General features: G+C 46.4%; 14 protein-coding genes, 9 tRNA genes and 6 rRNA genes. All 29 read right to left on the reverse strand.

The window, feature by feature from the left end:
• Positions 1-38: 38 nt before the first annotated feature.
• Positions 39-2495 carry an ATP-dependent protease ATP-binding subunit ClpC gene (gene clpC, locus MUO15_RS13445; RefSeq protein ID WP_245029882.1) on the reverse strand — a complete coding sequence of 819 codons (2457 nt, stop codon included), beginning with the start codon at positions 2493-2495 and terminating at the stop codon, positions 39-41.
• Positions 2496-2514: 19 nt separating this feature from the next.
• The gene (locus MUO15_RS13450; RefSeq protein ID WP_245029884.1) at positions 2515-3585 is read right to left on the reverse strand and encodes a protein-arginine kinase McsB; all 1071 of its coding nucleotides are present in this window, start codon (positions 3583-3585) and stop codon (positions 2515-2517) included.
• Positions 3585-4133: a protein-arginine kinase activator protein McsA gene (locus tag MUO15_RS13455; protein WP_245029886.1), complete on the reverse strand. Its 549-nt coding sequence runs from the start codon at positions 4131-4133 to the stop codon at positions 3585-3587. The genes MUO15_RS13450 and MUO15_RS13455 overlap by 1 nt, the downstream gene beginning before the upstream one ends.
• A gap of 20 nt (positions 4134-4153) precedes the next feature.
• A complete protein-coding gene (locus tag MUO15_RS13460; protein ID WP_245029888.1) occupies positions 4154-4618 on the reverse strand; it encodes a CtsR family transcriptional regulator in 465 nt (154 codons plus the stop codon).
• 165 nt (positions 4619-4783) lie between these two features.
• Complete coding sequence (locus tag MUO15_RS13465) at positions 4784-5476, reverse strand: MgtC/SapB family protein (RefSeq protein ID WP_245029890.1); 693 nt, start codon at positions 5474-5476, stop codon at positions 4784-4786.
• 102 nt (positions 5477-5578) lie between these two features.
• Positions 5579-5692: ribosomal RNA gene (gene rrf, locus MUO15_RS13470) — 5S ribosomal RNA — on the reverse strand.
• A gap of 195 nt (positions 5693-5887) precedes the next feature.
• Positions 5888-8808 (reverse strand): 23S ribosomal RNA (locus tag MUO15_RS13475).
• Between the two features lie 234 nt (positions 8809-9042).
• Positions 9043-10609: ribosomal RNA gene (locus MUO15_RS13480) — 16S ribosomal RNA — on the reverse strand.
• A gap of 115 nt (positions 10610-10724) precedes the next feature.
• Positions 10725-10800, reverse strand: a tRNA-Ala gene (locus MUO15_RS13485).
• A 20-nt stretch (positions 10801-10820) separates the two neighbouring features.
• Positions 10821-10897: transfer RNA gene (locus tag MUO15_RS13490), tRNA-Pro, on the reverse strand.
• Positions 10898-10905: 8 nt separating this feature from the next.
• Positions 10906-10982, reverse strand: a tRNA-Arg gene (locus MUO15_RS13495).
• 11 nt (positions 10983-10993) lie between these two features.
• Positions 10994-11082: transfer RNA gene (locus MUO15_RS13500), tRNA-Leu, on the reverse strand.
• Positions 11083-11123: 41 nt separating this feature from the next.
• Positions 11124-11198, reverse strand: a tRNA-Gly gene (locus tag MUO15_RS13505).
• A 6-nt stretch (positions 11199-11204) separates the two neighbouring features.
• Positions 11205-11286: transfer RNA gene (locus MUO15_RS13510), tRNA-Leu, on the reverse strand.
• A 6-nt stretch (positions 11287-11292) separates the two neighbouring features.
• Positions 11293-11368 (reverse strand) — tRNA-Lys (locus tag MUO15_RS13515).
• A gap of 102 nt (positions 11369-11470) precedes the next feature.
• Positions 11471-11546 (reverse strand) — tRNA-Thr (locus tag MUO15_RS13520).
• Between the two features lie 5 nt (positions 11547-11551).
• Positions 11552-11627 (reverse strand) — tRNA-Val (locus MUO15_RS13525).
• A 15-nt stretch (positions 11628-11642) separates the two neighbouring features.
• Positions 11643-11756, reverse strand: a 5S ribosomal RNA gene (gene rrf / locus MUO15_RS13530).
• A 247-nt stretch (positions 11757-12003) separates the two neighbouring features.
• Positions 12004-14922: ribosomal RNA gene (locus tag MUO15_RS13535) — 23S ribosomal RNA — on the reverse strand.
• A 234-nt stretch (positions 14923-15156) separates the two neighbouring features.
• A 16S ribosomal RNA gene (locus tag MUO15_RS13540) occupies positions 15157-16723 on the reverse strand.
• The 16S, 23S and 5S rRNA genes sit together here with 9 tRNA genes alongside, the layout of an rRNA operon.
• Positions 16724-17248: 525 nt before the next feature.
• Complete coding sequence (lysS, locus tag MUO15_RS13545; protein WP_245029892.1) at positions 17249-18736, reverse strand: lysine--tRNA ligase; 1488 nt, start codon at positions 18734-18736, stop codon at positions 17249-17251.
• Positions 18737-18965: 229 nt separating this feature from the next.
• Positions 18966-19463: a 2-amino-4-hydroxy-6-hydroxymethyldihydropteridine diphosphokinase gene (gene folK, locus MUO15_RS13550; RefSeq protein ID WP_245029894.1), complete on the reverse strand. Its 498-nt coding sequence runs from the start codon at positions 19461-19463 to the stop codon at positions 18966-18968.
• Positions 19456-19824 carry a dihydroneopterin aldolase gene (folB, locus tag MUO15_RS13555; RefSeq protein ID WP_245029896.1) on the reverse strand — a complete coding sequence of 123 codons (369 nt, stop codon included), beginning with the start codon at positions 19822-19824 and terminating at the stop codon, positions 19456-19458. The genes folK and folB overlap by 8 nt, the downstream gene beginning before the upstream one ends.
• A complete protein-coding gene (gene folP / locus MUO15_RS13560) occupies positions 19817-20650 on the reverse strand; it encodes a dihydropteroate synthase (RefSeq protein ID WP_245029898.1) in 834 nt (277 codons plus the stop codon). Before folP ends, folB begins: the two co-directional genes overlap by 8 nt.
• A 126-nt stretch (positions 20651-20776) precedes the next feature.
• The gene (cysK, locus tag MUO15_RS13565; protein ID WP_245029900.1) at positions 20777-21703 is read right to left on the reverse strand and encodes a cysteine synthase A; all 927 of its coding nucleotides are present in this window, start codon (positions 21701-21703) and stop codon (positions 20777-20779) included.
• A 159-nt stretch (positions 21704-21862) separates the two neighbouring features.
• On the reverse strand, positions 21863-22744 hold the full coding sequence (hslO, locus tag MUO15_RS13570) for an Hsp33 family molecular chaperone HslO (RefSeq protein ID WP_245029902.1): 882 nt from the start codon (positions 22742-22744) through the stop codon (positions 21863-21865).
• Positions 22745-22747: 3 nt separating this feature from the next.
• Entirely contained in the window at positions 22748-23542 is a 795-nt protein-coding gene (locus tag MUO15_RS13575) for a type III pantothenate kinase (protein ID WP_245029904.1), read from the reverse strand.
• Between the two features lie 174 nt (positions 23543-23716).
• On the reverse strand, positions 23717-25783 hold the full coding sequence (gene ftsH, locus MUO15_RS13580; RefSeq protein WP_245029906.1) for an ATP-dependent zinc metalloprotease FtsH: 2067 nt from the start codon (positions 25781-25783) through the stop codon (positions 23717-23719).
• 118 nt (positions 25784-25901) lie between these two features.
• Complete coding sequence (hpt, locus tag MUO15_RS13585; protein ID WP_245029908.1) at positions 25902-26441, reverse strand: hypoxanthine phosphoribosyltransferase; 540 nt, start codon at positions 26439-26441, stop codon at positions 25902-25904.

Genomic DNA, 26441 nt, shown 5'->3' on the forward strand with positions numbered 1-26441 from the left:
GATTGTAAAACATTCATATTTTCTTCAAATTTACAGCCTTATTTTGCTTCTTGTTGAACATGAACCGTAAATTCCTTATCGTCATTTACGTCAATTTTAACCTTTTGGCCTTTTTGAATCTTCTCTTTTAACAACTCTTCAGATAAAAGGTCCTCAACGTTTTTCTGAATGGAGCGGCGCAAAGGTCTTGCCCCGTACTCCGGATCGAAGCCTTCTTCTGCAATATGCTCGATAGCTTTTTCAGTTAAAGTAAAGTCGATCTCTTGATCTAATAATCGTTTTCTTAAATGTTCTGCCATCAAGGTTACGATATCTTTCATATGCTTCTTCTCTAGAGAGTGGAAGACAATCGTTTCATCAATTCTATTTAGGAACTCTGGACGAAATGCTTTCTTCAACTCATCAGTGACTTTAGACTTCATATCCTTGTAGTCCTGACCTGAATCGTCCATAGAAAATCCAAGATATTTATTTCTCTTAAGTTCTTGCGCACCAACGTTAGATGTCATGATCAGAACGGTATTGCGGAAGTCAATAACACGTCCTTTAGAATCAGTTAAGCGGCCGTCCTCAAGCACTTGTAGAAGAATGTTAAATACTTCAGGGTGGGCCTTCTCAACTTCGTCCAGCAGGATAACAGAATATGGTTTATTCCGTACTTTCTCAGTGAGCTGACCACCTTCATCATAACCCACATAGCCTGGAGGTGAACCTACAAGTCGAGACGTGCTGTGCTTCTCCATATATTCGGACATATCGATACGAATCATTGCATCTTCTTCACCAAACATACTCTCAGCCAACGCACGAGCAAGTTCAGTTTTACCTACACCTGTAGGCCCTAAGAAAATAAATGAGCCAATCGGACGTTTCGGATCTTTTAGACCCGCGCGAGCACGACGAATCGCTTTAGATATCGCTCGAACTGCTTCTTCCTGACCAATGATGCGGTTATGAAGAGTATCCTCTAAATGCAGCAGCCGCTCACTCTCATCCTTTGTCATTTTTTCCACAGGAACACCTGTCCATGTCGATACAATGGATGCTATATCCTCAACAGTGACCTCTGAATCCTCTTGGCCTTGCTTTTCTTTCCATTCATCCTTAGTCTGATCGAGTTCATCACGTAAATGCTGCTCATTATCTCTTAGTGATGCCGCCTTTTCAAATTCTTGACTTTGCACGGCTGCATCTTTTTCTTTCCGCACTTCTTCAAGCTTCTGTTCAAGCTCTTTTAAGTTTGGCGGTGCTGTATAAGAGCGAAGGCGAACTTTTGATGCCGCTTCATCAATTAAGTCAATCGCTTTATCCGGAAGGAAGCGGTCAGAAATATAACGATCTGAGAAACGAACTGCAGATTCAATAGATTCATCTGTAATTGACACTCTATGGTGAGCTTCATAACGGTCACGCAGCCCTTTTAAAATTTGAACAGATTCTTCGAGTGTTGGTTCACCTACTTGAATCGGTTGGAAACGGCGTTCAAGCGCTGCATCCTTCTCAATATACTTTTTATATTCGTCTAGCGTTGTGGCACCAATACATTGCAGTTCACCGCGTGCAAGGGAAGGTTTTAGAATATTAGAAGCATCAATCGCTCCTTCCGCACCACCTGCACCAATTAAAGTATGGAGTTCATCAATGAATAGGATGATATTCCCCGCCTGGCGAATCTCCTCCATTACCTTTTTCAATCGGTCCTCAAATTCTCCACGGTATTTCGTGCCTGCCACAACGGTCCCCATGTCCAGTGTCATGACTCGTTTATCGCGCAAAATCTCTGGTATTTCATTGTTCATGATTTGTTGGGCTAAGCCTTCAGCAATCGCCGTTTTACCTACACCAGGCTCCCCGACAAGGACCGGGTTATTCTTTGTACGACGACTTAACACTTGGATGACTCGCTCTATTTCCTTGCTACGCCCAATCACTGGATCGATGTTGCCTTCTTTAGCAATAGCAGTTAAATCACGTGCCAGTGAATCAAGAGTCGGTGTATTCGCATTGGCTGGCTGGGCACCACCACTGCCGCCACGGCGGTTCTGACCGCCAGTTGATTCATTATTGCCAAGGAGTTGTAATACTTGTTGGCGGGCCTTATTTAAGCTGACACCTAAATTGTTTAACACACGAGCTGCAACACCCTCTCCTTCACGAATAAGGCCAAGCAGAATGTGCTCTGTACCCACATAGGAATGACCTAGCTTGCGGGCTTCATCCATCGATAATTCGATCACTTTTTTTGCACGTGGAGTATAGTGTATCGTTTGTGATACTTTTTCACCTTTACCAATTAATTTTTCCACTTCTTGCTGAATCTTACTTGACTCGAGGCTTAAAGCTGTTAAAGATTTAGCAGCAATTCCCTCTCCTTCACTTACTAATCCTAATAAAATATGCTCTGTTCCAATGTTATTATGACCTAATCGAACCGCTTCTTCTTGTGCTAAAGCAAGTACCTTTTGTGCGCGTTCAGTAAATCGTCCAAACATCATGGATACAACCTCCTTGCATTTATTCTTTATTTTCTAATTGTAGTCTTTCACGAATGAGTGAAGCCCTTCTAATATCTCGCTCGGACGGGGACAATGTTTCTTTCGCATACTGCTGTAGAAATCCAGGTTGTGTTAGTACCATCAACTCATTGAGGATGGTTTTTGGCACATGATCGATAAATCCAAGATCAATACCCAGCCTAAGGTCGGATAAACATTTAGCGGCCTCTTTAGACTCTATGATTCGACCATACTTTAAAACACCATACGAGCGAAAAATTCGATCCTCAAGCTGTATGCCTGAGCGATGCATCAATGCTTGTCTTGCCCTTCGCTCCTGATCAATCAGTTGTTTTACTACACTATGGAGATCCTCTACGATATCTTCTTCAGATTTCCCTAGTGTTATTTGGTTTGATATTTGAAAAATACTGCCTACTGCCTCACTGCCTTCCCCATAAATTCCTCGAACGACTAAACCAAGCTGGTTAATGGCAGGGGTCATTCGGTTAATCTGCTGGGTCATGGCGAGAGCCGGAAGATGCATCATCACCGATGCCCTCATCCCGGTACCCACGTTTGTAGGGCAAGCAGTAAGATAACCGCGTTTTTCATCAAACGCATAATCAATCTTCTCCTCCAGCCAATCATCAAGCTGTGAAGCCTGCTCTAAAGCCCTATCAAGTTGGAACCCTGGAAAATATAACTGTATGCGAATATGATCCTCTTCATTAATCATAATCGATACCTGCTCATTTTGAGAAATTAGAGAAGCAGAGTGTACTGAGTTGTTCGTTAAATGCGGACTAATCAAATGCTTCTCTACAAGAACCCTTTTCTCAATCGGCTGCAGATCATTCATTTTAACTATTTCAAAATTTTTATAATCCCTAAACGACTCGTTGCGAAATTCTCCATTGAAGAAATTTAATACTTTTTCCAGATTATCTTCGGAAGAAATCGTCGGAAACGGAATGCTTGAGAAGTTACGCGCTAATCGAATACGGCTGCTTAAAACAATATCACTATCCGGGCCATCTTGTTTCATCCATGGACTAATGGCTTCATTCATGAATTGCTGTAATGACATTAGCTCTCCCCCTCCTCTCTTTGCTGGAGTTGGTCATCCAAAGAGCGAATCTCATCTCTAATCTTGGCCGCTTCCTCGAATTCTTCTTGTTCGATTAACCGCACAAGCTCAGATTTATATTGATCCATTTGACGCCTAAGATGCAAGTTACCTCCTTCACGCCTAGGGATCTTTCCATCATGGCGTGTATTTTCGCTATGCACACGGCGGAGAATTGGATTTAGTCGTTCGTCAAATGTCTCATAACATTTTGCACAACCAAACTTTCCAGCTCTGGCAAATTCCTGAAAAGTTAACCCACATGTCGGACATTTAAGCTGTTCTTTTTGCTGCTGAGCATCCATTTGCTGACCATTAAAGGATTGTTTTGGTTCGTAATTAAATAGTCCTGTCAATAAATCGTTCAATGTAAAGCTTTCTTCATGGTCATGCATATATCCTTTTTCTTTCGCACATTTTTCACAAACATGGACTTCGGTCTTTTCTCCGTTCATTAACTGTGTTAAATGAACGGTGGCAGGACGGTTATGGCATCGTTGGCATTCCATAACATTCTCTCCCTTCTATGTTAGCTTGTATATTTCAGGGTGAATAGCATAGCCGTAAGAATCCTTGAACGGACCTCGTCCCTTAGAGGAAGGGGGAAAGCGAGAACTTCACGATCCATTGCACTGACCATCATACGTGCTTCACGGCTTGTGATACTGTTATTTTCAAGTAACCTCTCGATAATATCTATCGCTATAGATTGAGAAACCTTTGGATGGATGAGATGTATAATATCATCAATCATCTGTGCTTCAGATCGATGTTGAATACGGCGTATCCGAATATAACCGCCGCCCCCGCGTTTACTTTCAACTATATATCCTTTTTCCACAGTGAAACGTGTTTTAATCACATAATTAATTTGTGAAGGTACACATTGAAACCGATCAGCAATCTCACTTCGCTTAATTTCAATGGCTTTCTTCTCATTATCATTTAAAATATTCTTTAAATACTCTTCTATGATGTCGGATATATTCCGCATCTTCCCTCCCCCTCTTTTGACTTTGACTATCTTTGACTATAATTTTATTATACTCATTTTAAACACATTCGCAAATAAAATGTTTGTGTGTTTACACCTCTCATCATTCCCTAATCGGGTAAAGGTTAAAACAAAAAAACTATACGATTTCTCGTATAGTTTTCTTTATCTTCTTTGTTCAACCTGTAAGACATTATCGACTTTTGATAACTGTTCAAGTAAGGAAGTATCATTAATCTCCTGTCCCTTAGTAATTTGAATAAGAATGTTTTTTGTTCGATTATTTAAATTTTCTATCTCCACTTTTTGAAGTGAAATACCTTGCTCATCAAAGATTTCAAGTAACTTACTTGCTTCAATTCTTTCGTCTGCCAGGAGTACGTAGGAATTCTTGAAATAGCCACTAAAGTACTTTTTCTCTAGATTATTTAAAAAGATAAGGCTCAGTAGCACTAAAATTGTAGCAAGTACGGCAACATCATACATACCAGCTCCAACAACTAATCCCAATCCAGCAACCGTCCAAATAGAAGCAGCTGTCGTAAGCCCACGGATCGTCATCCCGTTAACAATAATTGTCCCAGCTCCTAAAAAGCCAATACCACTAATGACGTAGGAAGGGAGGCGTGATGGGTCAAAACGGACATTATCATGATTACTAATAAATTCTTCAAACCCATATAATGATAAAAGCATCATAAGACAAGCACCGATACCGACTAGTATATGGGTGCGAAACCCTGCGGAATGATTTTTCAACTCCCGTTCAAACCCTATAATCCCTGATAAAAGTAAGGCAATAAATAAGCGAATAAAAAATAAATCTAAGTTATCGTTAAATAAATCAAAATCATCCATACCAATACCACCACCCTTTGTTCAGGAAATAATGTGTCTACTTATATTATTATATAGTAAAAAACCGGAAGCATATGCTTCCGGTTTAACTACAATATAATGACGTGGCCGCGTCCTACTCTCACGGGGATCGACCCGACTACCATCGGCGCTGAAGAGCTTAACTGCTGTGTTCGGCATGGGAACAGGTGTGGCCTCTTCGCTCTCGCCACCACATCATGGGTTATGAGGTGAACCCTCAAAACTGGATAAGACATCCAAGACCAACATCATGTTTTAACGTTTGACAATCTAGCTCCGACTCCCAAGTCCTCATGTTCTAAGTCATCTCTCTTCAAGGTTGAAAAACCACAGCCTTTACGTGAGCTCACTTAGCCCAGCGGACGTAAACGGTCGTCTCCGCTTTTTAATATAGTTAAGCCATCGATTGATTAGTATCCGTCAGCTTCACGTGTCACCACGCTTCGACCTCGGACCTATCGACCTCATCGTCTCTGAGGAATCTTACTTACTTGGCGTAAGGGGAAATCTCATCTCAAGGGGGCTTCATGCTTAGATGCTTTCAGCACTTATCCCGTCCACACGTAGCTACCCAGCGATGCTCCTGGCGGAACAACTGGTACACCAGCGGTGTGTCCATCCCGGTCCTCTCGTACTAAGGACAGCTCCTTTCAGATTTCCAACGCCCACGACGGATAGGGACCGAACTGTCTCACGACGTTCTGAACCCAGCTCGCGTACCGCTTTAATGGGCGAACAGCCCAACCCTTGGGACCGACTACAGCCCCAGGATGCGATGAGCCGACATCGAGGTGCCAAACCTCCCCGTCGATGTGGACTCTTGGGGGAGATAAGCCTGTTATCCCCGGGGTAGCTTTTATCCGTTGAGCGACGGCCCTTCCATACGGTACCGCCGGATCACTAAGCCCGACTTTCGTCCCTGCTCGACTTGTAGGTCTCGCAGTCAAGCTCCCTTGTGCCTTTACACTCTGCGAATGATTTCCAACCATTCTGAGGGAACCTTTGGGCGCCTCCGTTACTCTTTAGGAGGCGACCGCCCCAGTCAAACTGCCCACCTGACACTGTCTCCGAACCGGATCACGGTCCTGGGTTAGAATGTCCGTACAGCCAGGGTGGTATCCCACCAGCGCCTCCACCGAAGCTAGCGCTCCGGGTTCTCAGGCTCCCACCTATCCTGTACAAGCTGTACCAACATTCAATATCAGGCTACAGTAAAGCTCCACGGGGTCTTTCCGTCCTGTCGCGGGTAATGCGCATCTTCACGCATAGTATAATTTCACCGGGTCTCTCGTTGAGACAGTGCCCAAGTCGTTGCACCTTTCGTGCGGGTCGGAACTTACCCGACAAGGAATTTCGCTACCTTAGGACCGTTATAGTTACGGCCGCCGTTTACTGGGGCTTCGGTTCAACGCTTCGCGCAGAGCGCTAACGCATCCCCTTAACCTTCCAGCACCGGGCAGGTGTCAGCCCCTATACTTCGCCTTACGGCTTCGCAGAGACCTGTGTTTTTGGTAAACAGTCGCTTGGGCCTTTTCACTGCGGCTCCTCGGCAGAGGAGCACCCCTTCTCCCGAAGTTACGGGGTCATTTTGCCGAGTTCCTTAACGAGAGTTCTCCCGCTCACCTTAGGATTCTCTCCTCGCCTACCTGTGTTGGTTTGCGGTACGGGCGCCTCTTTCCTCACTAGAGGATTTTCTTGGCAGTGTGAAATCAGGAGCTTCGGTACTTAAATTCCCTCCCCATCACAGCTTGACGTTGCCGAGCGGATTTGCCTGTCTCGACCGTCTTACTGCTTGGACGCACACATCCAGTGGTGCGCTCTCCTTATCCTCCTGCGTCCCCCCGTCGTTCAAACGGAAAGGAGGCGGTACAGGAATATCAACCTGTTGGCCATCGCCTACGCCTTTCGGCCTCGGCTTAGGTCCCGACTAACCCTGAGAGGACGAGCCTTCCTCAGGAAACCTTGGGCTTTCGGTGAAAGAGATTCTCACTCTTTTTTCGCTACTCATACCGGCATTCTCACTTCTAAGCGCTCCACCAGTCCTTACGGTCTGACTTCGCAGCCCTTAGAACGCTCTCCTACCACTGATCCGTTCGGATCAATCCGCAGCTTCGGTGGTGTGTTTAGCCCCGGTATATTTTCGGCGCAGAGTCACTCGACCAGTGAGCTATTACGCACTCTTTCAATGATGGCTGCTTCTAAGCCAACATCCTGGTTGTCTAAGCAACTCCACATCCTTTTCCACTTAACACACACTTTGGGACCTTAGCTGGCGGTCTGGGCTGTTTCCCTTTCGACCATGAACCTTATCACCCATGGTCTGACTCCCAGAACAAAGTCGTTGGCATTCGGAGTTTGACTGAATTCGGTAACCCGGTAGGGGCCCCTCGTCCAATCAGTGCTCTACCTCCAAGACTTTCTATTCTGAGGCTAGCCCTAAAGCTATTTCGGAGAGAACCAGCTATCTCCGTGTTCGATTGGCATTTCACCCCTACCCACACCTCATCCCCGCAATTTTCAACTTGCGTGGGTTCGGGCCTCCAGTCAGTGTTACCTGACCTTCACCCTGGACATGGGTAGATCACACGGTTTCGGGTCTACGACCGCCTACTGCTTCGCCCTATTCAGACTCGCTTTCGCTGCGGCTCCGCTGCTTTAGCTTAACCTTGCAGACGGTCGTAACTCGCCGGTTCATTCTACAAAAGGCACGCCGTCACCCATCAATGGGCTCCGACTACTTGTAGGCACACGGTTTCAGGATCTCTTTCACTCCCCTTCCGGGGTGCTTTTCACCTTTCCCTCACGGTACTGGTTCACTATCGGTTACTAGGGAGTATTTAGCCTTGGGAGATGGTCCTCCCGGATTCCGACGGAATTCCTCGTGTTCCGCCGTACTCAGGATCCACTCCGGAGAAAAGAGGATGTCGACTACAGGGCTCTTACCTGCTCCGGCTGATCGTTCCAGATCGATTCATCTATCCTCTTTTTTTGTAACTCCAAAGGAGTGTCCTACAACCCCAGAAAGCAAGCTTTCTGGTTTGGGCTGATTCCGTTTCGCTCGCCGCTACTTGGGAAATCGCGTTTGCTTTCTCTTCCTCCGGGTAATGAGATGTTTCAGTTCCCCGGGTCTGCCTTCCCTTACCTATGTATTCAGTAAAGGATCCTGCTCCATTACGAGCAGGGGGTTTCCCCATTCGGAAATCTTCGGTGCATAGCCTACTTACGGCTTCCCAAAGCATATCGGTGTTAGTCCCGTCCTTCATCGGCTCCTAGTACCAAGGCATCCACCGTGCGCCCTTATTCACTTAACTATTATCGTCGTGAAAAGACGTTAAAAAATTGATGTTTGATGTCTTGTCATCCCGTGTCGTCCTCTATCAAAAGAAGATCGCCACGTTCTGATTAATCTTATCCAGTTTTCAAGGTTCACATTGAAAGATCGTTTGATCTCTCAAAACTGAACAACCAACCATGTACGTCTTCCGTATGCGGCAGCTTCCCGGTGTTCTCGTAAGAGAAAGGGGTTGCCTTGCATAGTTCCTTAGAAAGGAGGTGATCCAGCCGCACCTTCCGATACGGCTACCTTGTTACGACTTCACCCCAATCATTGGCCCCACCTTCGGCGGCTGGCTCCAAAAAGGTTACCTCACCGACTTCGGGTGTTGCCAACTCTCGTGGTGTGACGGGCGGTGTGTACAAGGCCCGGGAACGTATTCACCGCGGCATGCTGATCCGCGATTACTAGCGATTCCGGCTTCATGCAGGCGAGTTGCAGCCTGCAATCCGAACTGAGAATGGTTTTATGGGATTTGCTACACCTCGCGGCTTCGCTGCCCTTTGTACCATCCATTGTAGCACGTGTGTAGCCCAGGTCATAAGGGGCATGATGATTTGACGTCATCCCCGCCTTCCTCCGGTTTGTCACCGGCAGTCACCTTAGAGTGCCCAACTTAATGCTGGCAACTAAGATTAGGGGTTGCGCTCGTTGCGGGACTTAACCCAACATCTCACGACACGAGCTGACGACAACCATGCACCACCTGTCACTTGGTCCCCGAAGGGAAGACCCTATCTCTAGGGCGGTCCAAGGATGTCAAGACCTGGTAAGGTTCTTCGCGTTGCTTCGAATTAAACCACATGCTCCACCGCTTGTGCGGGCCCCCGTCAATTCCTTTGAGTTTCAGCCTTGCGGCCGTACTCCCCAGGCGGAGTGCTTAATGCGTTAACTTCAGCACTAAGGGGTGGAAGCCCCCTAACACCTAGCACTCATCGTTTACGGCGTGGACTACCAGGGTATCTAATCCTGTTTGCTACCCACGCTTTCGCACCTCAGCGTCAGAGACAGACCAGAGAGTCGCCTTCGCCACTGGTGTTCCTCCACATATCTACGCATTTCACCGCTACACGTGGAATTCCACTCTCCTCTTCTGTCCTCAAGTTCCCCAGTTTCCAATGACCCTCCACGGTTGAGCCGTGGGCTTTCACATCAGACTTAAGGAACCGCCTGCGCGCGCTTTACGCCCAATAATTCCGGACAACGCTTGCCCCCTACGTATTACCGCGGCTGCTGGCACGTAGTTAGCCGGGGCTTCCTCGTTAGGTACCGTCAAGGTACCGCCCTGTTCGAACGGTACTTGTTCTTCCCTAACAACAGAACTTTACGATCCGAAGACCTTCATCGTTCACGCGGCGTTGCTCCGTCAGACTTTCGTCCATTGCGGAAGATTCCCTACTGCTGCCTCCCGTAGGAGTCTGGGCCGTGTCTCAGTCCCAGTGTGGCCGATCACCCTCTCAGGTCGGCTACGCATCGTTGCCTTGGTGAGCCGTTACCTCACCAACTAGCTAATGCGCCGCGGGCCCATCTGTAAGTGATAGCCAGAAGCCATCTTTTACCTTCCCCTCATGCGAGAGAAAGGATTACCCGGCATTAGCCCCGGTTTCCCGGAGTTATTCCGATCTTACAGGCAGGTTGCCCACGTGTTACTCACCCGTCCGCCGCTCATTCCACAAGCGTCACCCCCGAAGGGGATCTGCTTGCTTCCTGCGCTCGACTTGCATGTATTAGGCACGCCGCCAGCGTTCGTCCTGAGCCAGGATCAAACTCTCCATAAAAGTTGAGAATGACTTGCTCATTTGCACACCGAATGTGCTTGTTTGAATTCTCTCTATATAATAGAAAGAATATGTTGACGTACTGGTTGGTTCGTTCAGTTTTCAAAGATCAAAATGGTGGAGCCTAGCGGGATCGAACCGCTGACCTCCTGCGTGCAAAGCAGGCGCTCTCCCAGCTGAGCTAAGGCCCCAAATTATAATGGTTAGAGAATGGTCGGGAAGACAGGATTCGAACCTGCGACCCCTTGGTCCCAAACCAAGTGCTCTACCAAGCTGAGCTACTTCCCGTAAAATAATGGCGCGCCCGAGAGGAGTCGAACCCCTAACCTTCTGATCCGTAGTCAGACGCTCTATCCAATTGAGCTACGGGCGCAAATAATATTATGGTGCCGAGGGCCGGACTCGAACCGGCACGGTAGAAACCTACCGCAGGATTTTAAGTCCTGTGCGTCTGCCAATTCCGCCACCCCGGCTTGACAAGTTTGTTAGGTCTTTTAAATCTTATTAAGTATTATGGAGCGGAAGACGGGATTCGAACCCGCGACCCCCACCTTGGCAAGGTGGTGTTCTACCACTGAACTACTTCCGCATATAATGCGGGTGGAGGGACTTGAACCCCCACGCCGTGAAGCACTAGATCCTAAATCTAGCGTGTCTGCCAATTCCACCACACCCGCAAATCATGGTGAGCCATGGAGGGCTCGAACCTCCGACCCTCTGATTAAAAGTCAGATGCTCTACCAGCTGAGCTAATGGCTCTTAATAAAAAGTGAATCTCATACGTTTAAAAATGATGCTCGTCTTGTTGCAAATTAAGGCAGTGAAACTGCTCGTTCATATATCATTTTAAAAAGCGATCAATGGTGCCGGCCAGAGGACTTGAACCCCCAACCTACTGATTACAAATCAGTTGCTCTACCAGTTGAGCTAGGCCGGCAATCATGGTGGAGGATGCAGGGCTCGAACCTGCGACCCCTTGCTTGTAAGGCAAGTGCTCTCCCAGCTGAGCTAATCCTCCGGATTATGTAATAAAGCTTGGCGGCGTCCTACTCTCACGGGGATCGACCCGACTACCATCGGCGCTGAAGAGCTTAACTGCTGTGTTCGGCATGGGAACAGGTGTGACCTCTTCGCTCTCGCCACCAAACCTTATTAATTTTCAAGGACAAGATATATTATATTGCCCTTTCAGGGAAATTTCAAGAGTTTTTTTGAAAACCCTCAAAACTGGATAAGACATCCAAGACCAACATCATGTTTTAACGTTTGACAATCTAGCTCCGACTCCCAAGTCCTCATGTTCTAAGCGATCTCTCTTCAAGGTTGAAAAACCACAGCCTTTACGTGAGCTCACTTAGCCCAGCGGACGTAAACGGTCGTCTCCGCTTTTTAATATAGTTAAGCCATCGATTGATTAGTATCCGTCAGCTTCACGTGTCACCACGCTTCGACCTCGGACCTATCGACCTCATCGTCTCTGAGGAATCTTACTTACTTGGCGTAAGGGGAAATCTCATCTCAAGGGGGCTTCATGCTTAGATGCTTTCAGCACTTATCCCGTCCACACGTAGCTACCCAGCGATGCTCCTGGCGGAACAACTGGTACACCAGCGGTGTGTCCATCCCGGTCCTCTCGTACTAAGGACAGCTCCTTTCAGATTTCCAACGCCCACGACGGATAGGGACCGAACTGTCTCACGACGTTCTGAACCCAGCTCGCGTACCGCTTTAATGGGCGAACAGCCCAACCCTTGGGACCGACTACAGCCCCAGGATGCGATGAGCCGACATCGAGGTGCCAAACCTCCCCGTCGATGTGGACTCTTGGGGAGATAAGCCTGTTATCCCCGGGGTAGCTTTTATCCGTTGAGCGACGGCCCTTCCATACGGTACCGCCGGATCACTAAGCCCGACTTTCGTCCCTGCTCGACTTGTAGGTCTCGCAGTCAAGCTCCCTTGTGCCTTTACACTCTGCGAATGATTTCCAACCATTCTGAGGGAACCTTTGGGCGCCTCCGTTACTCTTTAGGAGGCGACCGCCCCAGTCAAACTGCCCACCTGACACTGTCTCCGAACCGGATCACGGTCCTGGGTTAGAATGTCCGTACAGCCAGGGTGGTATCCCACCAGCGCCTCCACCGAAGCTAGCGCTCCGGGTTCTCAGGCTCCCACCTATCCTGTACAAGCTGTACCAACATTCAATATCAGGCTACAGTAAAGCTCCACGGGGTCTTTCCGTCCTGTCGCGGGTAATGCGCATCTTCACGCATAGTATAATTTCACCGGGTCTCTCGTTGAGACAGTGCCCAAGTCGTTGCACCTTTCGTGCGGGTCGGAACTTACCCGACAAGGAATTTCGCTACCTTAGGACCGTTATAGTTACGGCCGCCGTTTACTGGGGCTTCGGTTCAACGCTTCGCGCAAAGCGCTAACGCATCCCCTTAACCTTCCAGCACCGGGCAGGTGTCAGCCCCTATACTTCGCCTTACGGCTTCGCAGAGACCTGTGTTTTTGGTAAACAGTCGCTTGGGCCTTTTCACTGCGGCTCCTCGGCAGAGGAGCACCCCTTCTCCCGAAGTTACGGGGTCATTTTGCCGAGTTCCTTAACGAGAGTTCTCCCGCTCACCTTAGGATTCTCTCCTCGCCTACCTGTGTTGGTTTGCGGTACGGGCGCCTCTTTCCTCACTAGAGGATTTTCTTGGCAGTGTGAAATCAGGAGCTTCGGTACTTAAATTCCCTCCCCATCACAGCTTGACGTTGCCGAGCGGATTTGCCTGTCTCGACCGTCTTACTGCTTGGACGCACACATCCAGTGGTGCGCTCTCCTTATCCTCCTGCGTCCCCCCGTCGTTCAAACGGAAAGGAGGCGGTACAGGAATATCAACCTGTTGGCCATCGCCTACGCCTTTCGGCCTCGGCTTAGGTCCCGACTAACCCTGAGAGGACGAGCCTTCCTCAGGAAACCTTGGGCTTTCGGTGAAAGAGATTCTCACTCTTTTTTCGCTACTCATACCGGCATTCTCACTTCTAAGCGCTCCACCAGTCCTTACGGTCTGACTTCGCAGCCCTTAGAACGCTCTCCTACCACTGATCCGTTCGGATCAATCCGCAGCTTCGGTGGTGTGTTTAGCCCCGGTATATTTTCGGCGCAGAGTCACTCGACCAGTGAGCTATTACGCACTCTTTCAATGATGGCTGCTTCTAAGCCAACATCCTGGTTGTCTAAGCAACTCCACATCCTTTTCCACTTAACACACACTTTGGGACCTTAGCTGGCGGTCTGGGCTGTTTCCCTTTCGACCATGAACCTTATCACCCATGGTCTGACTCCCAGAACAAAGTCGTTGGCATTCGGAGTTTGACTGAATTCGGTAACCCGGTAGGGGCCCCTCGTCCAATCAGTGCTCTACCTCCAAGACTTTCTATTCTGAGGCTAGCCCTAAAGCTATTTCGGAGAGAACCAGCTATCTCCGTGTTCGATTGGCATTTCACCCCTACCCACACCTCATCCCCGCAATTTTCAACTTGCGTGGGTTCGGGCCTCCAGTCAGTGTTACCTGACCTTCACCCTGGACATGGGTAGATCACACGGTTTCGGGTCTACGACCGCCTACTGCTTCGCCCTATTCAGACTCGCTTTCGCTGCGGCTCCGCTGCTTTAGCTTAACCTTGCAGACGGTCGTAACTCGCCGGTTCATTCTACAAAAGGCACGCCGTCACCCATCAATGGGCTCCGACTACTTGTAGGCACACGGTTTCAGGATCTTTTTCACTCCCCTTCCGGGGTGCTTTTCACCTTTCCCTCACGGTACTGGTTCACTATCGGTTACTAGGGAGTATTTAGCCTTGGGAGATGGTCCTCCCGGATTCCGACGGAATTCCTCGTGTTCCGCCGTACTCAGGATCCACTCCGGAGAAAAGAAGATGTCGACTACAGGGCTCTTACCTGCTCCGGCTGATCGTTCCAGATCGATTCATCTATCCTCTTTTTTTGTAACTCCAAAGGAGTGTCCTACAACCCCAGAAAGCAAGCTTTCTGGTTTGGGCTGATTCCGTTTCGCTCGCCGCTACTTGGGAAATCGCGTTTGCTTTCTCTTCCTCCGGGTAATGAGATGTTTCAGTTCCCCGGGTCTGCCTTCCCTTACCTATGTATTCAGTAAAGGATCCTGCTCCATTACGAGCAGGGGTTTCCCCATTCGGAAATCTTCGGTGCATAGCCTACTTACGGCTTCCCAAAGCATATCGGTGTTAGTCCCGTCCTTCATCGGCTCCTAGTACCAAGGCATCCACCGTGCGCCCTTATTCACTTAACTATTATCGTCGTGAAAAGACGTTAAAAAATTGATGTTTGATGTCTTGTCATCCCGTGTCGTCCTCTATCAAAAGAAGATCGCCACGTTCTGATTAATCTTATCCAGTTTTCAAGGTTCACATTGAAAGATCGTTTGATCTCTCAAAACTGAACAACCAACCATGTACGTCTTCCGTATGCGGCAGCTTCCCGATGTTCTCGTAAGAGAAAGGGGTTGCCTTGCATAGTTCCTTAGAAAGGAGGTGATCCAGCCGCACCTTCCGATACGGCTACCTTGTTACGACTTCACCCCAATCATTGGCCCCACCTTCGGCGGCTGGCTCCAAAAAGGTTACCTCACCGACTTCGGGTGTTGCCAACTCTCGTGGTGTGACGGGCGGTGTGTACAAGGCCCGGGAACGTATTCACCGCGGCATGCTGATCCGCGATTACTAGCGATTCCGGCTTCATGCAGGCGAGTTGCAGCCTGCAATCCGAACTGAGAATGGTTTTATGGGATTTGCTACACCTCGCGGCTTCGCTGCCCTTTGTACCATCCATTGTAGCACGTGTGTAGCCCAGGTCATAAGGGGCATGATGATTTGACGTCATCCCCGCCTTCCTCCGGTTTGTCACCGGCAGTCACCTTAGAGTGCCCAACTTAATGCTGGCAACTAAGATTAGGGGTTGCGCTCGTTGCGGGACTTAACCCAACATCTCACGACACGAGCTGACGACAACCATGCACCACCTGTCACTTGGTCCCCGAAGGGAAGACCCTATCTCTAGGGCGGTCCAAGGATGTCAAGACCTGGTAAGGTTCTTCGCGTTGCTTCGAATTAAACCACATGCTCCACCGCTTGTGCGGGCCCCCGTCAATTCCTTTGAGTTTCAGCCTTGCGGCCGTACTCCCCAGGCGGAGTGCTTAATGCGTTAACTTCAGCACTAAGGGGTGGAAGCCCCCTAACACCTAGCACTCATCGTTTACGGCGTGGACTACCAGGGTATCTAATCCTGTTTGCTACCCACGCTTTCGCACCTCAGCGTCAGAGACAGACCAGAGAGTCGCCTTCGCCACTGGTGTTCCTCCACATATCTACGCATTTCACCGCTACACGTGGAATTCCACTCTCCTCTTCTGTCCTCAAGTTCCCCAGTTTCCAATGACCCTCCACGGTTGAGCCGTGGGCTTTCACATCAGACTTAAGGAACCGCCTGCGCGCGCTTTACGCCCAATAATTCCGGACAACGCTTGCCCCCTACGTATTACCGCGGCTGCTGGCACGTAGTTAGCCGGGGCTTCCTCGTTAGGTACCGTCAAGGTACCGCCCTGTTCGAACGGTACTTGTTCTTCCCTAACAACAGAACTTTACGATCCGAAGACCTTCATCGTTCACGCGGCGTTGCTCCGTCAGACTTTCGTCCATTGCGGAAGATTCCCTACTGCTGCCTCCCGTAGGAGTCTGGGCCGTGTCTCAGTCCCAGTGTGGCCGATCACCCTCTCAGGTCGGCTACGCATCGTTGCCTTGGTGAGCCGTTACCTCACCAACTAGCTAATGCGCCGCGGGCCCATCTGTAAGTGATAGCCAGAAGCCATCTTTTACCTTCCCCTCATGCGAGAGAAAGGATTACCCGGCATTAGCCCCGGTTTCCCGGAGTTATTCCGATCTTACAGGCAGGTTGCCCACGTGTTACTCACCCGTCCGCCGCTCATTCCACAAGCGTCACCCCCGAAGGGGATCTGCTTGCTTCCTGCGCTCGACTTGCATGTATTAGGCACGCCGCCAGCGTTCGTCCTGAGCCAGGATCAAACTCTCCATAAAAGTTGAGAATGACTTGCTCATTTGCACACCGAATGTGCTTGTTTGAATTCTCTCTATATAATAGATAGAATATGTTGACGTACTGGTTGGTTCGTTCAGTTTTCAAAGATCAAAAGCTTGTCCGCCGCTTCAAAACAGCGACCTAATTAATATACCATGGGGAGCGAGTTAAGTCAATAACTTTTCTCATGATATTTTCACTGACAAAGATAATCTGTCGCGTTCGCTTTATGCGACGTTTAATAATTTACCATGGTTTCAAAAGTAAATCAAGGGCACAGTGAAATAAAAGTTTTTTCTGACGATTGGACGACAGAACAAAAGTGTAAACACATTGGTCAGCAGCGACACACGATGTTAGGCTAATTTTGGAACGTTGTTCCTGTTCAACAACGAACCAACCAGCAGAGACCACTGAAAAATACTGTTTATAGTGAAAAAGAAGCGGATCACCTATACCTAGCAGGTGATCCGCTTCTTTGAATGTAGTATATGTCGATTTCAATAGTCATTAGAAGTCAAAGATTATGATTCGCGGTTTCTCATTTGTGGGAACAACAATACATCCCTTATCGATGAAGAATTCGTTAGCAGCATCACGAGACGATCGATCCCAATACCTAGTCCACCTGTTGGAGGCATACCATACTCTAAGGATTCCAAGAAGTCCTCGTCCATCAAGTGCGCTTCATCATTTCCTTCTTCACGCTCTTTAAGCTGTGCCTCAAATCGCTCACGCTGATCGATAGGGTCGTTAAGCTCAGAGAAAGCATTAGCATGTTCACGTCCTACAATGAATAGTTCAAAACGGTCGGTAAAACGTGCGTCCTCCGGATTCTTCTTAGCAAGAGGAGAGATTTCAATTGGGTGGCCATATACGAAAGTAGGTTGAATAAGTTTTTCTTCCACTTTTTGTTCAAAAAACTCATTAACAATATGGCCGAATGTCATCGTACTCTGGATTTCTATCCCATGCTCTTTAGCAAGGGACTTCGCTTCTTCATCACTCATCTGCTTCCAGAAGTCAACACCTGTATACTCTTTAACAGCATCTACCATGTGTAATCGAGTCCATTCAGGCTCTAAATTAATCTCTTCCTCATCATAGATAACAGTTGTTGATCCAAGAACTTCTTTAGCAATATGAGCGACCAGGTTCTCTGTTAAATCCATAATATCATGGTAATCAGCATAGGCTTCATATAATTCAATCATGGTGAATTCCGGGTTATGTCTAGTGGAGACCCCTTCATTACGAAAGACCCGTCCGATCTCATACACCTTCTCCATGCCCCCTACGATTAATCTTTTCAGGTGAAGTTCAATGGCAATTCTCATATATAGCTGCATGTCGAGGGCGTTATGGTGCGTTTCAAATGGGCGAGCTGATGCTCCGCCTGGTATTCCGTGCATCATCGGTGTTTCTACCTCTAGAAATCCGAGATTATCTAGATATCTACGCATGGACTGAATGATTTTACTGCGCAAAATAAAGGTATCACGGCTTTCAGGATTGGTAATAAGGTCTAAGTAACGTTGACGATAGCGTTGTTCAACGTCTTTTAAGCCATGGAACTTTTCAGGTAATGGCCTTAGAGATTTTGTTAAAACTTGAAACTCGTCCGCTTTAAGAGAGAGCTCCCCTACATTTGTCTTGAACATCACACCCGAAATACCGACAATATCACCTATATCAGCTGTCTTAAACACATCGTAAGCTTCGTCACCTACACTGTCTTTACGGATATAAAGTTGAATTTGACCACTAAGGTCTTGAATATGAGCAAACCCCGCCTTACCTTTTCCACGCTTTGTCATAATTCGTCCGGCAATGGTAGCAGGAAATTGCTGCTCCTCAAGTTCGCCTTTAGAAAATTCATCATATTTCGCTATTAAATCATCAGCTAAGGCTGTCCGCTCGAATTTACTGCCGAAAGGGTCCAGTCCTTGATCTTTGTAAGTACTCAGTTTCTCTCGACGCACCCGCATTTGATCATTGAGTTCTTCAGTCATTGTCATCACTCCATTCCTATCGTCATTTATATGGTAAATCCGGTTCAATAATAAAAACTGCCAGTAAGGCACTGGCAGTATTACAACTATGATTTAGTATAGAAAAGACCTTGTATCGTGTCAATGACCAGGTGGTTAGGACACCTTGGTACTTTCCTCCGATCTGAAACATATGCATTCTCCTTCAATATAATTTGTACCTTAATCTATAGACAACACTTTCTTGTAATTAAACCTGGCGTAGCGGCTGTATACTTTTCACTTCATCTTCTGGCAACAGCTGAAGTACTTCCTCAGCCGTCTGTTTTACTGATGGAAGATATGCCCTCGGATTCACTTCAGCTAGTGGCACGATAACAAATGCACGCTCGTGCATGTAAGGATGCGGAATCGTCAGTCGCTCTGCTTTCATATTTTCTTCATTATACAATAAAATGTCAAGGTCTATTGTACGAGGCCCCCATTTAATAACACGCTTTCTACCTAACTTCTGTTCAATTTTTTGACAGTAATCAAGCAACGGCAGCGGTTGCAACTCTGTTTCAATTTCAAGTACCATGTTTAGAAAATGATTTTGGTCGACATAGCCGACAGGAGCCGTTTCATAAATTTTTGAGGTTGTACAAACTTTAATTGAATGATGCTCACGAAGCATGGTGATCGTCTCAGTTAAGTACTGCTCTCTTGGGGCTATATTTGATCCTAGGGCGATATACGCTCTAATCATCCGCTCTGCCCCTGTAAATGTCAATGGCTACAGACTTGTAGTGCCCGGGAATAGGTGGATCGGGCTTGGTCACCTTCACGCGGCATGCATCCAACAGCTCAAAATGCTCCAGAAGCTTCTTGGAAAGTTGTTCAGCAACGGTTTCCACCAGCTTCCTTGCTTCTCCCTCAACCACCTTTTTAGTCACTTCATATATTTCACCATAGTTGATCGATTGATTCATATCGTCTGTCTGTGCAGCCGGCTTCAAATCCAACTCAAGTTCAAGGTCGACGTAAAAGCGTTGACCGAGTTTGTTTTCCTCTGGAAAAAGTCCGTGATAGCCCCAGAATTCCATGCTGTTCAAATAGATTTTATCCATTAGTTTGCCCCTTTCCAATCATGGCGTCCATCATTTTCGTCATACGAACAATTGGCTCAACATCATGGACACGAACAATATGCATACCTTGGGCGACTCCATAGCAAACGGTTGCGCCTGTCCCTTCCATTCGCTGATCCTCCGGTAAGTCAAGTGTAAGACCAATAAAGGACTTCCTGGAAGTACCTAATAAGATTGGGTAATCTAGCTCAACAAACTGATGCAAGTTTCTCATCACAACTAAATTATCTTCAGGTGTTTTAGCAAAACCAACACCTGGATCCAATATAATGTGCTGATCCTTCACACCAACCTGCTTCGCTATATCAACGCTTTCCCTAAGGTCCACTTTCATATTATCAATAAGTGAACGATATTTTTTATTTGTTCGATTATGCATGAGGATAATCGGCACATCATAATCTGCAGCGACTTGAGCGATTCTCGGTTCACGTTTGGCTCCCCATACATCGTTTATAATCGAGGCTCCTGCTTCAAGAGCTTGTTTTGCGACCTCTGCTTTATATGTATCGATGGATACTGGAACAGATATTCTATCACGTAATGCTTCAATAACAGGTACGACGCGAGATATTTCGTCTTCTTCATTAACAGGAGCATGTCCCGGCCTCGTTGATTCTCCCCCAACATCTATAATATGGGCTCCTTGACTTTCCATTTTCAAGGCTCGTTCAACCGCACGATCTACTCCGTTGAACTTCCCACCGTCAGAAAAAGAATCCGGCGTTACATTAAGGATGCCCATCACGAGCGTTTGCTTTGAATAATCGTACTGTTTTACTTTTGTCTTAAGAGTAGCTTGCATTTCCCGTTCCCTCTTTCAAAAGATATTTATATCTATTTTACAACATTTTGCGACATCTATCACGGGGGTTATTTCCTCAATAAAAAACTGAGCTCTAAAAGTGAGCTCAGTTCCCTTCCGCTTACTCTATTCTTCATCGAACTGATAAAGCGGTGTAGATAGGTATCGTTCTCCATTACTTGGAAGTACAGCCACTACCTTTTTACCTTTCCCTAACTTCTTAGCCACCTGTTTTGCAACGTGGATGGCCGAACCTGAGGAAACACCACCAAGAATACCATCTTTTCTAGCAGCTTCACGTACTGCTGCATAGGAATCTTCCTTTGATACTTTATATACCTCATCATAAATATCCGTATCCAATATTTCCGGAATAAATCCTGCTCCAAGTCCTTGGAGTTTATGAGGGCCCGGCTGTCCTCCAGACAAAATTGCAGAATCTTCGGGCTCAATCGCATAAATCTTAATATCAGAATAATGGTTCTTCAAGACTTTTCCTGCTCCTGTAATCGTCCCGCCTGTTCCAATTCCAGAAACGAAGGCATCAAGCTGGTCACCCATTTGCTCAATAATTTCAGGACCAGTCGTGCGAGCATGTACAGCTACGTTTGCCTTGTTGTTAAACTGCTGAGGCATGAAATAACCATGCTTATCCTTAAGTTCCTCAGCCTTTTTAATAGCACCCTTCATTCCGTCACTTCCTGGTGTCAGGATAAGTTCAGCACCATAGGCACGAAGTAAATTGCGTCGCTCTTGACTCATTGTATCAGGCATGACAAGGGTCGCTTTATACCCTTTAGCTGCAGCAATCATCGCCAAGCCGATGCCTGTGTTTCCACTTGTTGGTTCAACGATTGTATCACCCGCTTTTAGTTCCCCGGATTCCTCCGCTGCTTCAATCATGGACAGGGCAATACGGTCCTTTACTGAGCTTCCTGGATTCATATACTCCAGTTTCAAGTAAATATCTGCACTATCTTCATCTGCACTTCTATTTAACTTTACCATAGGTGTTTTTCCAACTAGTTCACTTATACTGTTTGCAACTCTCATTTTTACCACTCCTAATTCCAAGTATTTTAATGGGATTTAACCTTAAGATACGTAAGTTTGCACCCATTGTCAAACATTTCAATCTTCTCACTTATAGATGATTCCAAAAACCAAAAAAGCGAAACAGCATCTTCCACTGTTCCGCTTATAGTGTAGCGTTTATTGTGATGGACTGGATTGCAATTCTTTTAAGTCATTTTCATCAAAATGATACGCTTCGTTACAGAAATGACACTTCGCTTCTGCCCCATGATCTTCTTCAATCATACGCTCGATTTCCTCATCACCGAGACTTGAGATTGCCATTTCTACTCGTTCTCTGGAACAATGACAGGAAAACGAAACAGGCAGGGTATCTAATAATTGAACATTCTCTTCACCCAGTAAGGCATGCAAAATTTGTTCAGGAGTTTTCCCTTCACGAATCATTGTAGAAATCGGGGCAATTTCACTAAGACGCTCCTCAATAGCAGCGGTCGTTTTTTCATCTGCACCAGGCATCATCTGAATGATAAATCCGCCTGCAGCCAAAATTGAATGGTCTGTGTTAACGAGCACCCCTGCTCCAACCGCAGAAGGGACTTGTTCAGAATTAGCAAAATAATAGGTGAAGTCCTCACCAATTTCGCCGGAGACGATTGGAACTTGTCCCGTAAAGTGGTCTCTCATACCGAGGTCCTTTACAACACTTAATGTACCTGCCGTTCCTACAGCTCGTGCTACGTCCAACTTCCCTTTACTATTCAAATCAAAATCAACATGAGGGTTTTTTAAATAACCACGTACTTCACCCCGGGAATTAGCATCAGCAATAATGGCACCGATCGGGCCGTCTCCCTCTACTTTAATAGTCAGCTTATCTTCACCTTTCAACATAACACCCATCATAGCACTTATTGTCAGCGTCCGACCTAACGCGGCTGAAGCAGTGGCCCATGAATCCTGTCTACGGCGTGCTTCTTCTACAGTCTCTGTTGACTGAATCGCATAGGCACGAACTTGTCCGTTAAACCCCATTGCGCGAATTAAATAATCTGACATCGTTCATCCTTCTCCTTTAAACACTAGTTTATCCTTGTTGTTTTGGTAAATCTTATGAAGCCCTTTTAATGTTAAATAAGGGTCAACATGATCTATGGTCCTTGACTGATCAGCAATTAACCCAGCCAGGCCCCCTGTAGCAATGACTGTAGGAGTTTTAGAAGACGTCTCCTTCATACGGCGGACAACTTCGTCCACTTGCCCTACATATCCATAAAACACACCTGACTGCATCGCTTCGACAGTCGATTGGCCAATTACATCTTGGGGACTCTTAATTTCGATTTTAGGAAGCTTTGCTGCTTTGGCATAGAGAGCCTCCATGGAAATATTAATACCGGGCGCAATAGCCCCACCTACATATTCTCCGTCTTCATTGACGTAACAATACGTTGTAGCTGTTCCGAAGTCAATAATAATCAAAGGTGTATCATATTCATCTACCGCGCCTACTGCATTAACGATACGGTCCGCGCCAATCTCACGAGGGTTAGGATATTTCATAGCTAAACCATGATCAACATTATGTTCTCCAATGATCATAGGCTGTTTCCCAAAATAATAACGAGACATTCGATCAAGCGCAAACATAATTGGCGGAACTACAGACGAAATAATGACACCATTTATATCTTCAAACGTTAGTCCTTCATGAACAAACAAGGATTTAATAAGCATACCATATTCATCTTCCGTCTTATGGCGGTCCGTTTTAATACGCCACTGATACTTTAGCTGTTCTTCATTAAAAACCCCGAGTACCGTATTTGTATTTCCGACATCAAGTACAAAATTCATACAAAAAGCCTCCCGATTCATTACCTTCGGCTACCATCATACCATAAGAAAAGCGAAAGTGCCTTGGTCAGACTCTACTTATATAAGCAAACAGTTTAGCTGGCACCCAATTCCTTAATAAGGCCAATAAAAAAGCCACATTCTCCTCAGAATAGGAGAATGCGACTTCTATAATTACTGTTTCTTGTCGTTATCGGAGTCGTGACTATCGTTCTTTTGATCCTCTGTGGAATCCTTTGTAGAATCGTCCTTTTCAACCTCTGAAGAAGAACGGGATTCTTCATCTTGTTTTGATTGGACATTAACTTGAAGATTCTTCTCTTGTTTTTCATCAATTTCTTTTTGCTCTTCTTGATTGGCTCTAAGCTGTTTATTGTTCTTAATTGCAATTTCTTCTAATTCTTCATCTGTAGGCAAGCGGCCTTTTTCAAACAAGGATGTAATCTGAGTAGCATCCAATGTTTCTACATCTAACAATGTGCTTGCAATTAATTCAAGCTTATCTTTATTGTCAGTTAAGATCGTTTTCGCGCGTTCATAACTATCGTTAATGAAGTTTTGAACTTCTGTATCAATGTCATAGGCAATTTGATCACTGTAGTTCTGTTCATTTTGAATATCACGACCTAGGAATACCTGACCGCCGGAATTTGATCCAAATTGAAGCGGTCCAAGCTTCTCACTCATCCCGTATTCTGTTACCATCTTCCGCGCGATAGCTGTCGCACGCTGAAAGTCATTGTGAGCACCCGTAGATACTTCACCAAACATAACTTCTTCAGCAACACGACCGCCCAGCAGGCCAGTAATCTTATCAAGTAATTCAGGTTTTGTCATAAAGTAGCGGTCTTCACGAGGTAACATAACAGCATATCCGCCTGCTTGACCTCGAGGAACGATCGTTACCTTATGAACCATATCTGCATCATCCAGAACCATACCGATCACCGTATGGCCACTCTCATGGTGGGCAACAATATTGCGTTCTTTTTGAGAAATGACACGACTCTTTTTAGCTGGACCGGCAATCACTCGATCGATTGCTTCATCGACGTGCTCCATATCAATGCTCTTCGCATTGGCACGAGCAGCAACAAGTGCCGCTTCGTTCAATAAGTTTTCAAGGTCGGCACCTGAGAATCCAGGTGTGCGAAGGGCAATCGTTTTAAGGTCAACATTATCAGATAATGGTTTGTTACGAGCATGTACACCAAGTACAGCCTGACGCCCTTTCACATCAGGACGGTCAACCGTGATTTGACGATCGAAACGTCCCGGACGAAGCAAGGCAGGGTCAAGAATGTCAGGACGGTTAGTTGCAGCAATCATAATGATCCCTTCATTGGCACCGAATCCATCCATTTCAACAAGAAGCTGGTTTAGGGTTTGTTCACGTTCATCATGCCCTCCACCGAGACCAGCTCCACGCTGACGACCAACCGCATCAATTTCATCGATAAAGATAATACACGGTGCATTTTTCTTAGCATTCTCGAATAAGTCACGTACACGAGAAGCACCTACACCTACAAACATTTCTACGAAGTCAGAACCACTGATCGAGAAGAATGGAACACCAGCTTCTCCAGCAACGGCTCTTGCAAGTAAGGTTTTACCTGTACCAGGCGGTCCCACTAATAGGACACCTTTAGGAATACGTGCACCCACTTGCGAGAACTTACGAGGGTCTTTCAAGAAATCTACAACTTCTACAAGCTCTTGCTTTTCTTCATCTGCACCAGCAACGTCTTTGAAACGCACCTTTTTCTTCTCTTCACTGTACATCTTCGCCTTACTCTTACCAAAGTTCATGACACGACTTCCGCCGCCCTGAGCCTGATTAAGCAAGAAGATGAACAGGATAAATATAATCACAAACGGTATGATGGATGTTAATACTGTCACCCATACACTTGGCTGTTCTGCTTCTTCAACAGTTAATACACTTTGTTCTTGAGCGACTTGTGTAACGTTAGAAATGATTTCTTCGTTAGCTGGAAGCTGAGCTGTAAAAGCCCCTTCACCTTCTTCACTGCCAGCAAGCTGCCCTGTGATTCCAATAACCCCATTGACAGGCTGCATCGTCATTTCTTCAATTTGGCCACTGTTCAATCTATCGTAAAATTCGTTCACATTTAAGGTTTCCTGTGGCTCACCTTGACCTCTAAATAGACCAACTACGGCGATAACTACGAGGAAGATAAGTAAATAAAATATGGTGTTGCGAAATATACGGCTCATTGCCTACCTCCTCCCAAGCGAGAAAAACTATAGTAAATACTATCATACAAAAAACCAAAGACACAACTAATTACCCTTATTGGAAACACATCTATATTTATAGCAGCCATTGAATACATCAGCCCCCGTACACTTCCGGTTTAAGCACGCCTATATAGGGAAGGTTACGATATTTTTCGTTATAATCTAATCCGTATCCAACAACAAACTCATCCGGAACGTCAAATCCGATTGTATCTGCCTTTATATGTGATGTTCTTCCTGTCGGTTTATCAAGTAACGTTACGATTTTAATGGATCTAGCCTTACGATACTTAAATAAGTCCACCAGATAGCTTAATGTTAACCCACTATCTATAATATCCTCTATGATTAACAGGTCTCTTCCTTCTACCTGAGTATCAAGGTCTTTAACAATTTTAACCTCACCTGAGGATCTCATACCACCGTTGTAGCTTGAAACATCCATAAAGTCCATCTCAAGGTGTGTTTCAACTCGTTTTAAAAGGTCCCCCATAAAAGGCATAGCACCTTTTAAAACACCAATAGCCAACGGGAAGCGGCCGTTGTATTCTTCTGTTAGCTGCGCCCCGATTTCCTTGCACTTCTCTTGAATTTCCTCCTCGGAAATTAAGATCTTCTCAATTTCACTATGCAT

Source organism: Halobacillus amylolyticus, from assembly GCF_022921115.1.
GTDB classification, from domain to species: Bacteria; Bacillota; Bacilli; order Bacillales; family Halobacillaceae; genus Halobacillus_A; species Halobacillus_A amylolyticus.

Coding starts and splice junctions, on each gene's coding strand:
- clpC (WP_245029882.1), bottom strand. CDS start 2,495: ATGATGTTTGGACGATTTACTGAACGCGCACAAAAGGTACTTGCTTTA.
- MUO15_RS13450 (WP_245029884.1), bottom strand. CDS start 3,585: ATGTCATTACAGCAATTCATGAATGAAGCCATTAGTCCATGGATGAAA.
- MUO15_RS13455 (WP_245029886.1), bottom strand. CDS start 4,133: ATGGAATGCCAACGATGCCATAACCGTCCTGCCACCGTTCATTTAACA.
- MUO15_RS13460 (WP_245029888.1), bottom strand. CDS start 4,618: ATGCGGAATATATCCGACATCATAGAAGAGTATTTAAAGAATATTTTA.
- MUO15_RS13465 (WP_245029890.1), bottom strand. CDS start 5,476: ATGGATGATTTTGATTTATTTAACGATAACTTAGATTTATTTTTTATT.
- lysS (WP_245029892.1), bottom strand. CDS start 18,736: ATGACTGAAGAACTCAATGATCAAATGCGGGTGCGTCGAGAGAAACTG.
- folK (WP_245029894.1), bottom strand. CDS start 19,463: ATGATTAGAGCGTATATCGCCCTAGGATCAAATATAGCCCCAAGAGAG.
- folB (WP_245029896.1), bottom strand. CDS start 19,824: ATGGATAAAATCTATTTGAACAGCATGGAATTCTGGGGCTATCACGGA.
- folP (WP_245029898.1), bottom strand. CDS start 20,650: ATGCAAGCTACTCTTAAGACAAAAGTAAAACAGTACGATTATTCAAAG.
- cysK (WP_245029900.1), bottom strand. CDS start 21,703: ATGAGAGTTGCAAACAGTATAAGTGAACTAGTTGGAAAAACACCTATG.
- hslO (WP_245029902.1), bottom strand. CDS start 22,744: ATGTCAGATTATTTAATTCGCGCAATGGGGTTTAACGGACAAGTTCGT.
- MUO15_RS13575 (WP_245029904.1), bottom strand. CDS start 23,542: ATGAATTTTGTACTTGATGTCGGAAATACAAATACGGTACTCGGGGTT.
- ftsH (WP_245029906.1), bottom strand. CDS start 25,783: ATGAGCCGTATATTTCGCAACACCATATTTTATTTACTTATCTTCCTC.
- hpt (WP_245029908.1), bottom strand. CDS start 26,441: ATGCATAGTGAAATTGAGAAGATCTTAATTTCCGAGGAGGAAATTCAA.